This window comes from Alteromonas macleodii ATCC 27126, assembly GCF_000172635.2.
Lineage (GTDB): Bacteria > Pseudomonadota > Gammaproteobacteria > Enterobacterales > Alteromonadaceae > Alteromonas > Alteromonas macleodii.
In genome coordinates this window covers 4,207,128-4,222,613 of the sequence record NC_018632.1, presented here as the reverse complement: position 1 = coordinate 4,222,613, position 15,486 = coordinate 4,207,128, and the positions used below count along the sequence as shown (strand labels likewise).

12 protein-coding genes are annotated in these 15,486 nt (G+C 45.6%); 9 read left to right on the top strand and 3 right to left on the bottom strand.

From position 1 onward, the window contains the following. Positions 1-122 precede the first annotated feature (122 nt). The 3 genes from MASE_RS18025 to MASE_RS18015 form a co-directional block, all read right to left on the bottom strand. The gene (locus MASE_RS18025; protein ID WP_014951135.1) at positions 123-1,850 is read right to left on the bottom strand and encodes a solute:sodium symporter family transporter; all 1,728 of its coding nucleotides are present in this window, start codon (positions 1,848-1,850) and stop codon (positions 123-125) included. A gap of 16 nt (positions 1,851-1,866) precedes the next feature. Continuing rightward, positions 1,867-3,933, bottom strand: a complete 2,067-nt coding sequence (locus MASE_RS18020; protein ID WP_014951134.1) for a glycoside hydrolase family 31 protein — start codon at positions 3,931-3,933, stop codon at positions 1,867-1,869. A 116-nt stretch (positions 3,934-4,049) separates the two neighbouring features. Further along, positions 4,050-4,802 (bottom strand): TSUP family transporter, encoded by a 753-nt coding sequence (locus MASE_RS18015; RefSeq protein ID WP_014951133.1) that lies wholly within the window; start codon positions 4,800-4,802, stop codon positions 4,050-4,052. A 99-nt stretch (positions 4,803-4,901) separates the two neighbouring features. Here MASE_RS18015 and MASE_RS18010 point away from each other — a divergent pair, with 99 nt between their 5' ends. The 9 genes from MASE_RS18010 to MASE_RS17970 all read left to right on the top strand — a co-directional run bounded on the left by MASE_RS18010 (position 4,902) and on the right by MASE_RS17970 (position 15,380). Beyond that, a complete protein-coding gene (locus MASE_RS18010) occupies positions 4,902-5,651 on the top strand; it encodes a GntR family transcriptional regulator (RefSeq protein ID WP_014951132.1) in 750 nt (249 codons plus the stop codon). Between the two features lie 354 nt (positions 5,652-6,005). Continuing rightward, positions 6,006-6,959, top strand: a complete 954-nt coding sequence (locus MASE_RS18005) for an aldo/keto reductase (RefSeq protein WP_014951131.1) — start codon at positions 6,006-6,008, stop codon at positions 6,957-6,959. A gap of 9 nt (positions 6,960-6,968) precedes the next feature. Continuing rightward, a complete protein-coding gene (locus MASE_RS18000; RefSeq protein ID WP_014951130.1) occupies positions 6,969-7,976 on the top strand; it encodes a TauD/TfdA family dioxygenase in 1,008 nt (335 codons plus the stop codon). 6 nt (positions 7,977-7,982) lie between these two features. Further along, entirely contained in the window at positions 7,983-8,987 is a 1,005-nt protein-coding gene (locus tag MASE_RS17995; RefSeq protein WP_014951129.1) for a YeiH family protein, read from the top strand. Further along, the gene (locus tag MASE_RS17990; RefSeq protein ID WP_014951128.1) at positions 8,987-10,366 is read left to right on the top strand and encodes a sulfite oxidase; all 1,380 of its coding nucleotides are present in this window, start codon (positions 8,987-8,989) and stop codon (positions 10,364-10,366) included. The genes MASE_RS17995 and MASE_RS17990 overlap by 1 nt, the downstream gene beginning before the upstream one ends. 44 nt (positions 10,367-10,410) lie before the next feature. Continuing rightward, positions 10,411-10,812, top strand: a complete 402-nt coding sequence (locus tag MASE_RS17985; RefSeq protein WP_014951127.1) for a hypothetical protein — start codon at positions 10,411-10,413, stop codon at positions 10,810-10,812. Positions 10,813-10,964: 152 nt separating this feature from the next. Beyond that, complete coding sequence (locus MASE_RS17980) at positions 10,965-12,047, top strand: methyl-accepting chemotaxis protein (RefSeq protein ID WP_014951126.1); 1,083 nt, start codon at positions 10,965-10,967, stop codon at positions 12,045-12,047. 87 nt (positions 12,048-12,134) lie between these two features. Continuing rightward, positions 12,135-13,640, top strand: coding sequence for a sensor histidine kinase (locus MASE_RS17975; RefSeq protein WP_014951125.1), 1,506 nt, complete (start codon positions 12,135-12,137; stop codon positions 13,638-13,640). A 156-nt stretch (positions 13,641-13,796) separates the two neighbouring features. After that, a complete protein-coding gene (locus MASE_RS17970; protein ID WP_014951124.1) occupies positions 13,797-15,380 on the top strand; it encodes a methyl-accepting chemotaxis protein in 1,584 nt (527 codons plus the stop codon). The last annotated feature ends 106 nt before the right edge of the window (positions 15,381-15,486 follow it).

Sequence of the window (15,486 nt, the reverse complement as noted above, 5' to 3'; positions counted from 1 at the left end):
TAAAAGATATCTTGCATCTGATGTCTTATATAAGAGTAATTAAGTTAAACAATTGTTAAGCCGTTTGCAAACGTTATGTTAATTTTTTTGTGTTTTTTCTATACAAAAATGATGAAGGAGAGTTAGGCGTGCTGAGAAGCAAGGCGCTTCAAGCCTTGCTCATACTTTACTCGCCACCATTTCAGACTTATACCAATTGCCACGAAACATGTTGCCCACAAGCCGACTAGTGCAGGGACAAACGCGTTGCTTAGTCCATTCACAAAGCCTACAGGAGAGAACATCAGGTAAAGCGTTGCGATAAGGCCAACAAGCACGATGGCGCAGGGAATGGCATAGCGCCATGGCGTCATATTGACTTCAGCCTTTGCAGTGAAATGCCATGGAGTAGTCATTGGGTAGAGCCTGCCTATAGTCAACATAATAGCCAATTCAATAGCGAACAAAATGGCGTAGATATGGATAAAGTTAATATCGACTTCCCATACGAACTTTAGCAGTCCATAGGCAATTACGTGGAAGATAATCGCGACTTTTGCCGCCAGCGCAGGAACGCGTTTTGTAAATAAGCCAACAAGCACAATAGTGATAACGGGAATATTGTAAAAGCCGGTAAATATGCGAATGATTTGCCACAATCCTTCAGGGGCAAACATAAGCAGCGGCGCCGTGATAAAAGAAAGCACAGCAATAACAATACTGGTGATCTTGGCAACGCGAATAAGCTTTTCGTCGCTCACTTTGTCTTTTTTGAAGGGTTTGTATACGTCTAAGCAAAATAGGGTGGCAGCACTGTTAAGCAGTGAATTAAAAGAGCTAAACACCGCACCAAGCAATACTGCTAAAAAGAAACCCGACAAATACTGTGGGAGTACATCTTTTACTAAATGAGGGTAGGCAAGGTCGATAGTTTGAAGGTTTTCGTCTTGATATAAGTGATAAGCAATCACGCCTGGTAACATCATCATAAAGGGCACAAGCACTTTAAAATAGCCAGAGAACAACACCCCTTTTTGGCCTTCAACCAGATTTTTAGCGCCTAAGGTTCGCTGAATTACGTATTGGTTAGTACCCCAGTAAAACAAATTGGCTAAAATCATACCCGTGAAAATAGTACCAAAAGGAACAGGGTCGTCGGGACCACCTATAGCATTGAGCTTTTCAGTTTCCGTTGTAGCAATAGTAGATAGACCTTGGCTAAAGCTGCCGTCGCCTAAGGCCACCAAGCCAAGAACGGGAACTAATAAACCCACAATTAAAAGGCCAACTCCATTAATCGTGTCTGATACGGCTACCGCTTTTAAACCACCGAAAATGGCATAGAGAGCGCCAATCGTACCGACTATGACGATGGTAAGTACCAGTCCCACCTCATAGCTTACATTGAAAAGTCCGGGTACATCAAAAAGCCTAAGCACGGCAATAGAGCCAGAGTAAAGCACCGATGGAATGGTAACTAACGAATACCCCACCATAAACAAAACTACCGTCATTCTGCGAACGCTATCGTCGAAACGGTCGCGTAAAAACTCAGGTAGGGTGGAGAAAGCGCCTGCTAAGTAACGAGGCAAGAAAATAAGCGCCATAATAATGGTAGAGATACCGGCGGTAACTTCCCACGCCATAGCGCTTAAGTTATACCCAAAGGCAGAACCATTTAATCCAATAAGCTGCTCTGCGGAAAGATTGGTAAGGATCATGGACCCAGCAATAAAAGTGCCGGTCAACCCTCTTCCTGCAAGGAAGTAACCGTCTTGCGTGTTTACTTCCCCTTTTGTTTTCATGTAAGAAATAACGGCAACCAGTGCCATAAATGCCATGCATGACAATAGGGTAAGGGTGATATCCATGAACTGCTCCTATGCGCTACGCTGGCCAATGTGTGGTGTTCGACATATCCATATCGGTATGTTGAACATCTGGGCCCATTACAATGCGACTGCCTTTTTGGATGAACACCGCCACATCGTTAAGCGCAAGTATTTCTTCTCTGTATTGCTCACCCTGCACGACTTCTTCGGTACCAAAACGTATCCATTTACCTTTTGGTAAGTAGTATTTAATTTTTCCGCCGGGCACCACGCAAGGCACAACAAGTAGGTCATCACCGCACATAAATTGTTGTTCAAAACCGTGCGAAAGCGGCTGTTCAGGGAAGGCTAACGCCATGGCGCGCTGAACCGGAAGTCCTGTTTGTGATGCTTTTTCTGCGGTTTCCTTTAGGTATGGAATAAGCTTATATCTTAGCTTAAGGGCCTCAAATACTGCATTGGAAGCGGCATCGCCGTAGGACCAGGGTTCACGAGGGCCAATACCGTGCAATCGCATGTGGGCACTAAACACTGACGCTTGTGCCCATCTTACGTAAAGTTCTGCATCTCGGGTGTCTTTGTAAAACCCACCTATATCGGTAGCGAAAAACGGCCCGCCTGACATACCCCAGGACAAACTGCCACGAATACTTGCGGCTAGGCCATGCCAGTCGGCTTGCGGGTCACCGCCCCATTGTGATGGGTAGCGCTGACTTCCTGTCCAAGCTGAACGGCTAAATAGGAAAGGACCTGTTTTGCAGTAAGCGTCGGCAGCCTCGTACACACAGCGGTTGTAAAGCATACTGTAAACGTTATGTAGACGATTACCTGAATCACCGCTATACGACAGCATATTGTCGTCTTCCAACTGTTCGCCAAAGTCGGCCTTTATCATATCTATACCAAGATCAAATAAAGGTTTGTGCGACGTTTTCCAAAACTCGTAAGCTTCAGGGTGGGTAAAGTCTAAAATACCTGAGTCTGGCAAAGGCGTAAGTACTTCGCCAAATGGGCTTAAATCCCACTCATACCGGTAAGCTTCTCCGGTTCGTTTGTCTTTTATCAGCCAGCCTTTATCAGCGGCTTTTTTGTATAGCGGGTTTTTCACTGAAATCATGGGGTATTCCCACACACAGATTTTAAAACCTAACGCTTTAAGTTCATCAATAACCGGCTGAGGATCGGCGTAGCGTTTAGGGTCCCACTCAAAAGCAAAGCGGGTATCAGTGTCTTGCCATGCGCGACCATCAAGGGTAATAACATCGCAAGGCATATTCTTTTCGCGCACTTCGCGGGCAACGGCGAGTAGCTCGTCGGCGTCTTTATAATACGCTTTAGACAGGATTACGCCTAAGCTCCAAGTTGGAGGTGTTGGCGCAAAGCCTGTTAACTCACTGTAGGTTTGAAGGCATTTAGCTGGCGAGTCTTGATGGAACAAGAACATGTCGAGTACGTTATCTTCAACTAAGCACACATAAGCTCGCTGTGACCAAAGTGCGTAGCCGACTCCATGGGTGACGGGGGCTGGAGTGTGCACAAACAAATTCCAGCCTTCAGGACTCCATGCGTAAGGTGTGTTTTTATAAGACTTTTCAGCGTTTACGCCTAAAGCGTCGTGGTTGTATGAGCGAATTAGCTGGCCGCGTTTATCAAGCTTGCCCCATTTCTCTCCAAGACCATAAACGGCTTCGTCGTAGCTAAGCTCTAAACTTAATAACCAACCTTTGTCGGTTTTAGCGAATGGCGGTAAGCGATGCTGACGTACAAAGTGGCCGTCGGTGGCGCTTTGCTGAACTAAAACGTCATTTTTATACAGCTTGAAATGAAGAGGTGCGGCAAAAACTTCTAATCGATAATCGCCTGCTGCCAGGGTGCTGTGAGACTGATCACCGGAAAGTACTAGCGATAGCCTCTCCGGCGCTTGAGTAAGCATACCAAAATCATCTGCTGCATTTACGTTACTTTGAATGCGTAAACCAAACTGACTAATACTTAGACTCAACTCACCATATTGGGTGGGGACAATAAGTGTCTTATCATCCGACAAAAAGGGCTGCTCAGTAATGTCAGCGGCTTTAATATCGTTCCATTCTGGCTCATTTACACAAAACGCGTTACTCATTTCTACATTACCCTTCATGTCTTATATAAGACATAAGTTAATGAAATGTAACTTGGGTGTCAATCTGCAATTAGAAAATTATGAAGATTTAGATCCGCGTTCACTATCAAGCCGTCTTATATACTGATATTTTGGACAATAAGGGTTACGCCACTTAATGCAAGCATGGTTAAGGCTAACAGTCGAACAGCGGCAGCGGATACGCGAGCAGCGAGAATTCGTCCTAATCGCGTGAAAATTAAAATGACGGGAATGGCGAAAACAGCAGACAGAAACACTTCTGTTGAAGGCAAAGTACCAAACGGTATTATGGCAAGGCGTATAAGTGAGGTAACACTAAATACGGCCAGCAGCGTTATCCTGATTTCATTTATTGGCCAGGTTTGTCGGTAACACTGAAATACCACAGGTGGGCCAAAAGTAGAAAAAAGACCGCCTAGCAATCCACCTAGAGCGCCAGCGATAGAAAAACCGTATGCGCGACCAGATGGCTGTGTCCGCTTTCTTTTTATTAATAAAAGGCCACAGCAGCTGAGAATAGCCAAGCCAAGCAGTAAATTGAGCCAAGTTGCCATCCCAACGGACAGGTATTCCAACAATGCGTAGCCTACCGCCATAAATGGTATACCGCTAACCAGTATAATAGTGAAAGCACGTCTATTTATTTGCTCCGTGTTTTTCACTACTAAGCTGATGGAATTGAAAAGACTTAGAAAACTCACCATAAAGGTGGTCGCCGTAAGCGGCAAGATGCCGAATAACGTAAAGCTTGATACCACCATAAGGCCAAAACCAAAACCGCTTAAGGTCTGTAGCAGTGTCGCAAGCCCCAATAGCGCAAACATGGGAAGCAGTGTTTCCAAAAGCATCACGTGTAATTCCTGCAATGTATGTGATTTATATCAAAAGTGCGCTATAACTCTTGTGTATGATATAACAACAAAAATTAAGCGTTTAGGTTAGGGTTCATGTCTTCATCTCAATTCGATCACAAACTCAGCGGTCCAAGTCTTGCCTTTCAGCCGCTGTATCAACAAGTCGCTGAATACATTAAGCAGCTTATTGTCGAGCGCCGTTGGCAACCAGGCGAGATGCTACCTAGTGAGTTTAAGCTTGCTGACGAATTCAATGTTAGCCAAGGAACCGTTCGCAAAGCGCTAACATTGCTGACAGATACCAAAATTGTAACCCGTCGTCAGGGGGTCGGTACATTTGTTTCTGAGCATACGGCACAAGATGCGCTGTTTCGTTTCTTTCCGTTACAAGCTGACGGAAAAGGTGCTGACCTACCCAAAGCTGAACTGTTAAGTAAAGAGCTGGTCGAGCCAATTGAAAGTGTCCAAACTGCACTATCAATTACCGCTAAAGACAAAGTAGTGAAGCTTAAGCGTAGGCGAATTCTCGATAACGAATTTTGTATGCTTGAAACTATTTATTTACCGTCTAAGCGATTTCCTGACATCGAGAAGCGAGAAGATATTCCGCATACTCTGTATCATTTTTATCAAACGGACTACAACCAAACTGTATTTAAGACCCGTGACAGCATTAAAGCGGTTTTGGCCTCAAAAAGTGATGCAAAAAGCTTAGGTATCGAAAAAGGAATGCCGTTACTTATGGTTACGCGCGTCACTGAGTCTATTGACGGTAAACTCATTGAATATCGTGAAAGCAAATGTAGAACTGACCACTACCATTACCAAGTTGAACTTGATTAATCCTTTGCTATCAACGCCAAACTGTTCAACCACAACGTTTTAAACGTCCGTTCCTATCAAATTGTTTCTTACCGACTCTCGAACACCTAGCATAACAAGGTAACGCTTTACCTTGTTATGCCACCGCAAGACATTTCTTTTTATTGCACTCCAAACTTTTCATTAAGTTTGTTAACACTTTGTTGACATCGGTATATCTGTGTAATAACTTATGTCTTATACAAGACTAAAGTTTGAAGCTAAAGTTATACAAGAGCATACTGCAAAAGTAAACCGCGGCTTTTTATCTTTGCAGTACGTTTAAGAGAAAGTCCGTACTAGCTTAAAGCAACGAATTCTAAGGTGAATGAAACAATGAATAAGATACCAGAGGTAGGTTTTGGTTTTTGGAAGGTCGATACTGCCATATGTGCGGAAACCACGTACCAAGCGATTAAGGCTGGCTATCGACACTTAGATTGTGCCGCTGATTACGGCAATGAAAAGGAAGTGGGTGAAGGCATTAAGCGAGCGATTGATGAAGGCTTGTGCACCAGAGAAGAGCTTTGGGTTACTTCAAAACTATGGAATACCTTTCACGCCCCTGAGCACGTGGGTCTTGCTTTAGAGAAAACCTTGTCAGACTTACAGTTAGATTATGTAGACTTATACCTGATCCATTTCCCGATAGCGCAGAAATTTGTGCCTATCGAGACCCGTTATCCACCAGAATGGTTTTACGAACCTGATGTTGCCGAGCCTAAAATGGAACTCGCGCCTGTACCTTTGCATAAGACATGGGAGGCAATGGAGTCGCTTGCCGATAGCGGAAAAGCAAAACAAATTGGTGTGTGTAATTACAACACCGGTTTGCTTAACGACCTGATGAGCTATGCGCGTATTAAGCCAGCCATGCTGCAAATTGAATCTCACCCGTACCTTACGCAAGAGCGACTAATTCGTTTGGCAAAAGACTATGGACTGGAGGTGACGGCCTTCTCTCCGCTAGGTGCCTTATCTTATCTAGAGCTTGAAATGGCTGATCAGACGGAATCAGTGCTTGAGCAAAGCGTAGTAAAAGCCGCGGCAGAAGCCCATGGTAAAACGCCCGCGCAGGTTGTCTTGCGTTGGGGAATTCAGCGCGGTAACGCCATCATTCCAAAAACGTCAAAAGTTGAGCGTATGAAAGAAAACCTCGCACTTTTTGACTTCTCACTCAGCGACAGTGAAATGCAGGCAATATCTGCATTGAACGTAAATCGCAGATTTAACGATCCAGGGCACTTCTGCGAAGCTGCCTTTAACCGTTTCCACCCTATTTACGACTAGGAGTTAGCTATGAAAAACGTCAATGACAGCTCTGCGGTAGCCTACGCAAGTGTACCTACTCAGCACAATTATAACGGCGGTGTGTTCCCTGAAATAGTCGTGAACAACGAGGGTTGTACAACGGTAGAAGAGACCGTTGCATTTGTAAAAGCAAATCAATCAGAGCTTGAAGCAAAACTTGCAAAGTCGGGAGCACTACTTTTCCGAGGGTTTCCAATTGATTCCGCAGAGACCTTTGACGTTTTCTCAGCAGGCTTCGGCTATCCTAACTTTACCTATCAGGAGTCGTTGTCTAATGCCGTGCGTATTAACTTTACTGAGCGCGTATTCACAGCAAATGAAGCGCCGAAAGACGTAGAAATTTTTCTACATCATGAAATGGCGCAGACGCCTATTTCACCTAGCAAGCTGTTTTTCTTTTGTAAGACTGCAGCGGATGAGGGGGGAGCAACGCCTTTATGTCGCTCCGACAAATTGTTTGAAGCATTGAAGGAAGAAAATCCTGCGCTTGCTAAAGACTTTAAAGAGAAAGGCCTTAAATATACGACTACTATGCCAGCAGCCAATGATGCCAACTCTGGCCAAGGAAGAAGCTGGAAAAGCACGCTAAGCGTTGAGTCATTAGAAGAGGCAGAAGCTAAATTAAAAGAGTTAGGATACACCTGGCAATGGTTGGAGGATGGTAGTCTAAGAGCCATTACGCCTGTCTTACCTGCGGTTATCGAACTTAGTGATGGCTCAGAAGTGTTCTATAACCAGCTAATAGCTGCGTATATGGGATGGAAAGGCGTAAGGGAAAACCCGTCGTCGGCAATTACTTTTGGCGATGGAAGTGCAATTCCTAAAGCCGGTTTAGAGCGCGTTGCAGAACTGTCTGAAACTTACACCTTTGACTTAGAGTGGCAAGATGGTGACGTGGCTATTGTTGACAATTACCGTGCAATGCATGGCCGCCGCCCTTATTCTGGCGAGCGAAAGCGCGTAGTGCTTGTTGCGCTTGTGGCCTCAGAGCGATAAAAGAAAATGAACGATATAGCAGTAAAATGTAAAAATATTTGGCCCGGGCTGGGAATTGCAACCATTACCGGTATGGCGGCGCTCTTTTTGAGTGAGCATTACAACGCCCCTGCTATGTTGTTCGCATTACTTTTAGGTATGGCCGTATCGTTTTTGTATCAGAACGATACGCCCTGTGCGTGTGGTATCGATTTCACGGCAAGTACTCTTCTTCGCGCTGGAGTTGTTCTGCTTGGTCTACGCATTGCGCTAGGTGACTTAGCGGTACTTGGGTGGCAGACCGCTCTTATGCTGGCCGCTGCCATACTCACAACAATTATTGTCGGAGTGGGTCTCGCCAAATTACTCGGGTTACAAAAGCGTTTTGGTGCATTAACGGGAGGCTCAGTAGCCATTTGTGGTGCGTCTGCGGCTCTCGCCATTTCCACCATTCTTCCCAAGGGAGAAAACCACGAAAGAGACACGTTGCTGACGGTTATTGGCGTAACCGCTATGTCGACCATCGCCATGGTGCTCTACCCAATTGTGGCGGCGCAGTTGGGCATGAATGATACGGAAGCTGGCATTTTCTTAGGCGGCACTATTCACGATGTGGCGCAAGTTGTGGGGGCAGGTTACTCGGTGTCTGACAGTGCAGGCGACATGGCGACACTGACCAAGCTGGTACGAGTAGCCATGCTAATGCCAGTGGTACTCATTATGATGATTGCCATTAAACACTTTTACAAAGCCAAAAGTCAGGCTGACGGGGCGCAAGTGCCTAAAATGCCGATGTTTCTAGTTGGCTTTATTGTACTTATGTTACTCAACAGCTTTGTAACCCTACCCGAAGTAGTTATTGAGACGGGGACCCAGATATCACGCTTCTTCTTAGTCGTTTCAATTACGGCAATCGGTATGAAGTCTAACCTTGGTAAGTTAGCCGAAGTCGGTATGCTGCCAATTGTAATGATTGTGGCAGAAACGCTGTGGATTGCACTGCTTATATTGGGCTATTTGTTCGCAATATAGTGGGATTTTTTGCGCGATTTATCACAATTATTCTTAATGCACTCTTAATACACAAAGCACTCAATGACGAGGTGGTAGCAGTGAAAAAACATGGCCTTCACGAACTGTACGCTAAGGACCCTGTAAAGGCCGACGAACAGGTTTTTCAGCGAACTAGCAACGCGCTGACTCGGCGTGGTTTTATCAAAGGTCTGAAGTCTCTGTCTTTGCTACTTGGTGCTGAAGTCGTTTACGGTCAGTTCATGCCAGCAGGACTTATTCCCGCTGCATTTGCTCAGTCGAACACGCCTTTTTCTATCGAGGGAAAAGACGGGCTAACAATACTTAACGACCGGCCAATTAACGCTGAAACACCAGCGCACTTACTTGATGATGCGGTTACGCCTGCCTCTCGATTTTTCGTAAGGAATAATGGTATTCCCCCGCAAAAGCCAGACGCGAGTACGTGGACGCTTACTATTGAAGGGGAGTCGGCCGAGCAGTCAAAAACCTTCACGTTGGAAGAGCTCAAAACCCAATTCAAACATTACTCATACCAACTAACGCTGGAATGCGGCGGTAATGGACGTGCCGAGTTCTCGCCAGCAGCGACGGGGAACCAATGGACTACCGGAGCTGTGGGATGCCCTAAATGGACAGGTGTAAGGCTTAAAGATGTACTCACGTCAGTGGGCGTAAAAGATAGCGCTGTTTACATTGGCTATTATGGTGATGACCAGCATTTAAGCCGTACACCGGGCAAAGCGGCTATTTCTCGCGGGGTGCCGATAAACAAAGCGATGGAAGATGAGTCGTTGATTGCGTGGGCGATGAATGATGAACCTCTGCCTTTAATGAATGGCTATCCGCTCCGACTGGTTTTTGGTGGTTGGCCAGCGTCTACGTCTGGTAAGTGGCTTAAGAAGATAGTGGTCAGAGACCGCGTGCATGACGGTGCAAAAATGCTGGGCAAAGCGTACCGACTCCCTTGTAAACCCGTTGCTCCGGGGGCGAAAGTAGCCGATGAAGATATGTGTATCATTGAAGCTATGCCTATTAAGTCACTCATTACTTTTCCACAGTCGGGCACTGATCATCCTTTGGCCAAGAAACTAAGCGTGCGCGGTCATGCATGGAGTGGTGAGGGTAAAGTGGCTGAAGTGTACACATCTATTGATTTCGGACAAACGTGGCAAATAGCAGAGCTCACGCTACCCGTAAATAGACATGCATGGCAGCAATTCACTACAAAAATAGCCTTTCCTCAACAAGGTTATTTCGAAATATGGGCCAAAGCCGTAGATGAAAATGGAAAATCACAACCTATGGTATTGCCAGGCTGGAATCCAAAAGGCTACTTAAACAATGCCTGCCATCGCATTGCTGTGCGGGTTGTGTAAAACACATGGTACCGAGTAACGTGTTTGAGATATGGAGCGCTCGCATGCGCCATCTATTCGTTTTTGTTTCTATTATGGCAGGGGTAGTTAGCACACCACTGGTTGCGGCCATCAATGAAAGTAGCGATAAAAATAGCGGCTCAAGTATGCATTCCGCTGACGCCACGACTGTGTCTGTTGACCCCCAGTCAGGTCTTACTGTAGCGCCGGGCTATAATCTAGTGGTTGCACACTGTAGCGCATGCCATTCGCCTTCACTAATTACACAGAACGCAATGAGCAGAGAGAGATGGCTTGAAACTATTCGATGGATGCAAGACACGCAAAAGCTATGGCCATTAGGTGATGCAGAGCCCGCTATCCTAGACTATCTGGCGTTGTGGTATGGTCCTAAAAAAGGCGCCCGTCGCCCGCCCCTAGAGCCGCATCTACTGCCACAAAAATAAAGCTCGTCTCAACCGAGCGTTTTATTTCATCAGTTTTTCAATATTCCGCCGATACTCATAGCATAACGCTACTTCAGACTAATAGTTAAATGGTCTGGATATCTGTTAATCTGAACAAAATAACTCTATAAAAAACATATCGGTAACCACACATGTTTGTATCTCGCAGTAAATACGAAGAAAAAGAAGCGCAAGTACGTAAACTAGAAGCAAGAGTGCAAGAAGCCTTAGACAAAATTGACGTTTTAGAGGCAGAAAATAGTGAACTCATTAATGCCATTGAGGCTGCAAACGGCCAGCATGCATCGTCGAACGATTCCGTTGTAATGAAGTGCATCGTTGATGCAATGCGTCAATTAGAAGGTATTCGTGAAACGGTGTTGGCTACTTATCAACGTATCGATGCTGAGAACCAGTCTGTTGCTAATATTAATGAGTTGTTTAGTGATTCTGCGACTACATTAAGCAAAATTGTTACCGACATGAGCGGGCTTAATGTCCAAATGGGCAGCATGAGCGAACGTATATCGGGGCTATCAACAACAGCAGATAACATTAATAAATTTGTTACTACTATTACGAGTATTTCTGACCAAACTAACTTACTTGCGCTAAACGCTGCTATCGAAGCTGCGCGAGCAGGCGATGCAGGCCGCGGGTTTAGTGTTGTTGCTGATGAAGTACGTGCATTGGCGACAGAAACCAACAAATCAGCAACAGAAGTATCTGAGTTGGTGAACGGTATAATTCAGTCTACTTCCAAAGCGGTTTCAGGTGTCAATGAACTGCGCGGAAACAACGAGCAGCTAGAGACCGGCATTAATCAGCTAAATGGCAGCTACGAAGTTATGGTGCAACACTGTGACAGTATGAAGTCCACCATTAGCGAAGGCGCAATTGCTACGTTCATTCAAACAGTAAAATTGGATCATGTAGTGTGGAAGGCCGAGGTTTATGCAGTGCTGTGCGGCTACAGCAATAAATCTGTGGCGGACTTTGGCGATCATAAGAACTGCCGCCTTGGGCAGTGGTATAGTGACAATGCTAACAAAGCAATTGGCCAAACAACGGCATTCAGAGAGATTGAAGCGCCGCATGCAAAAGTGCATAGTAGCGGTATCGCTGCCGTTCTAGCTAAACAAAATGGCAACAATGCTGAGGCAGATGCTAAGCTTATGGAAATGGAACAAGCCAGTGAGAGAGTACTAACACTACTTGATAGGCTAGTTAACTAGCGCCCGTAGAGCCTTGCGGTTCAACTGGCCCTATTGAAAAGCGTGGCGCCCGAATTCATAGCGGCGCCCTAAACGGAGGGCTTTTGGGTGAGTGAAACATCGTATTCCACCGAACAAGAGCGCATTCTAGCGCTGGAAGCCCGCGTTAACTCTTTAGAACGACAGCTTAAACGTCAAAAAATAGCGCGTAAAAACGCAGAGTCTTTTCTTGAAACCTACTCACAAGATGCTTACTTAGCGAATCAAGCGCTAAGAAAAGCCTTAAAAGATTCAAAACAGCGGGAAAGGGAGTTGTTGTACCTTAACCGTGCCGCATCACAGCTTTCAAATGCTCAGCCGGGTAAGAGTTTTATATTTTCTGCGCTGGAATCGGCGGTCGAATTTAGCGGTGCCCATTGTGGAAAAGCATTTATTGTAGAAGGTGAAGCGCTAACGGTGGGGGATGATAGCCAGGTGCTATCTCACGAAAATGGATGGTATAGCTCTCCCGAGCTCGCCAAACTTCTCAAAGACGAAACCCCTCTGACACTGCGCGAGAGCTATTCCCACTGGTGCGTTAATGCAGTGCAGCGACCAGATACAAAAGAAGAAGCAAGGCTACTTCACTTTATGCATGAAATGGCAGACGGCGAATTCGCTTGGCTCGTGTTGCTTACCAAAGACGATCACTTAGAAGAAGAAACGCTACACGTTCTTGATACCACCAAACATTATCTAAACATTACGTCTCGTTACCAGAACAAAAAAACTGAGCTCACCAGTCGGCAAATAGAATTGAGTTCGGTTAAAAAAGACAGAGACTTTCTAGAAGAAAGGCTGGTTAGTGCAGACAAGATGGCGATGTTGGGGCAACTTGCTGCGGGTATAGCACACGAAATCAATAACCCTATCGGTTATGTTCGAAGCAATACGGTGGTTGCAAAAGAAATTTTTAGCGATTATCAACACGCGTTAGAAGAAATAGGCAAGCTTTGTCGCACTGCTGGTGGAGAGGTAGAGTCGCAGTTCGAGGCGCTGGAAAAACGCTTTTCACTACAAGAAAGTGCGAGCGAAATTACAGAGATGTTCAATGAATCTCACGAGGGCATTGAACGTATTATTGAAATTGTAAAAGCGCTGCGAAGTTTTTCGTATCCTGGTTCAGGAAAGCATACACAAATTAGTGCCATTGACGCCATGAACACGGTGATCAAGCTAACGAACAACCTGCACAGGTACAAAAACAAACTTAATGTAGAAGTACCCGATAAGGATGTCTATTTCCTTGGTAATGCAGGACAGATTCAGCAGGTGTTGGTTAACTTTGTGACCAATGCTATTTATGCAACACCAGAAGGGAAGTCCATAACACTAAAAGTGCAGCAAGATGACGAAAGCGCCATGCTTATCGTAGAAGACGAGGGTATTGGTATGTCGAAAGAAACACTGGATAGAATATTCACGCCCTTTTTTACAACTAAACCACCCGGCGAGGGAACAGGGTTGGGAATGTCTATTTCCATGACTATTGTTGAAGAGCACAACGGAAAGATAAATATCACTAGCGAAGAAGGAAAGGGTACGCGCGTTGCCGTTTTGTTACCTCTAGCCTAAAGTATAAAGTGCTTTCCTAAATAGCTGATAGAATATAGAATTTCTCTAATTTTTTCTTCCTGCTAGACAGAATTTGTTTATGTTCTAGTCTTAGGAGGTAAGCAACATTTCCTACGATTAACGGATGATTGCTTTGCTACATGGAGAAAGCACCCAATGAGAAATAATCAGCCAGTTACCCAGAAAGAGTACAAGTTTCCCGCACATCATCGTCTTATTTCATCTACCGATAAGCGCGGTGTAATCCAGCATTGTAATAGCGCATTTGTAGAAGCAAGTGGCTTCAGTCGTGAAGAACTCATGGGTAAAAATCACAACATTATCCGTCATCCAGATATGCCTGCTCCTGTGTTCAAAGAAATGTGGCGTACTTTGGAATCAGGGCAAAGCTGGATTGGGTTAGTTAAAAACAGAAGAAAAAATGGCGATCACTATTGGGTTTCGGCGTTTGTGACTCCCGTTTATGAAGGTAAATCAGTAGTAGGCTACGAATCTGTTCGAGTGCCGGCGTTAAATGACGAAATAGCACGCGCATCTAGTGTTTACGCCAGAATGCAGGAAGGAAAATCTGCGGTATCACCGATGTCGCGACTGGGGCAAGGGCTAATGCACATGGCGCCAGCAATATTGTTAAGCGCCCTACTTGTTTTAGTACTCGCGTTTACCCATGGTTGGGCAGCGGCAGGTATTGCGCTGCTTGGAGCTATAGTTTTAATGATTGCTCAAGAAGCCAAGACAAGAAAAGACTGGGGCGCGCTGCTTTCTCTTAGCCCAGAAAGCTACGCTAATGAAACGGTGGCACAAACCTACTTCCCAGACCCCCCTCACATAAGCCAAGCCAAACTTGCACTGGGGTGTGAACTTGCCAGAAATCGCACGGCATTAACCCGAATTAAAGATGCGTCAGCGGGGCTCGAATCAATTGCTAACACCACGCATCAACAAGCAGAAAGCACCAGTGCCGCGGTTGTTCAGCAAAATCAAGCTACACAGCAAATTGCGTCTGCGGTAACGCAAATGAGTCAAGCGATTCAAGAAGTTGCCGAACGAGTAGAAAGTAACGCAAAGAGCGCAAGGACAGCGGCATCTAATGTAGAGACAGGCAACCAAAAAGCAGAACAAGCCATGCAGGCGATTGTCGCCTTACGCGAGGCGGTTGAGTCTATCTCTACCACAGTGACAGAGTTGGCTCAGTCAACCAGCGATATTGGCGAAGCGGCCAATATCATCTCGACCATCGCTGAGCAAACTAACCTGTTAGCGCTTAATGCTGCGATCGAAGCTGCAAGGGCTGGCGAACAAGGAAGAGGTTTTGCGGTTGTTGCCGATGAGGTTCGTACTTTAGCTTCGAAAACTCGCGAATCGACCGATAAAATCCACAACATCATTAATGAATTGGCTGAGCGTTCTGATCGAGCTGTAAGGGTATCGACGGAAGGGCTAGCTTCAGCTGAGCACGGCAGCGCTATAGTAGAAGAAACCCGAGGTGCATTGTTTGAAATTAACAATGCAGTGAAAGGTATCGCTGATGCCACGGTAGAGATGTCTTCAGCGGTAGAAGAACAAAGCACGGTGGCAGAGCATATTAACCAGCAGTTAGTAGAAGTCGCTGACGGCGCGTCTGAAACCCAGCGTTCATCTGAAGCATCGCTTGCAGCAAGCCACGATTTGCGCGCAACGGTTAATCAGGTTCACGAGCTAATATTGCGTTTCAGTACAGATAAGCGAGTGGGAGAGTAATACTCTCTCCAGCTCGCTCCATTAAAAGACCTATTGCCTATTGGCGCACAGATGTGGGGCTAAATAGAATACTTAATACCCGAAATAACGCTATAGGCGTGGGTAT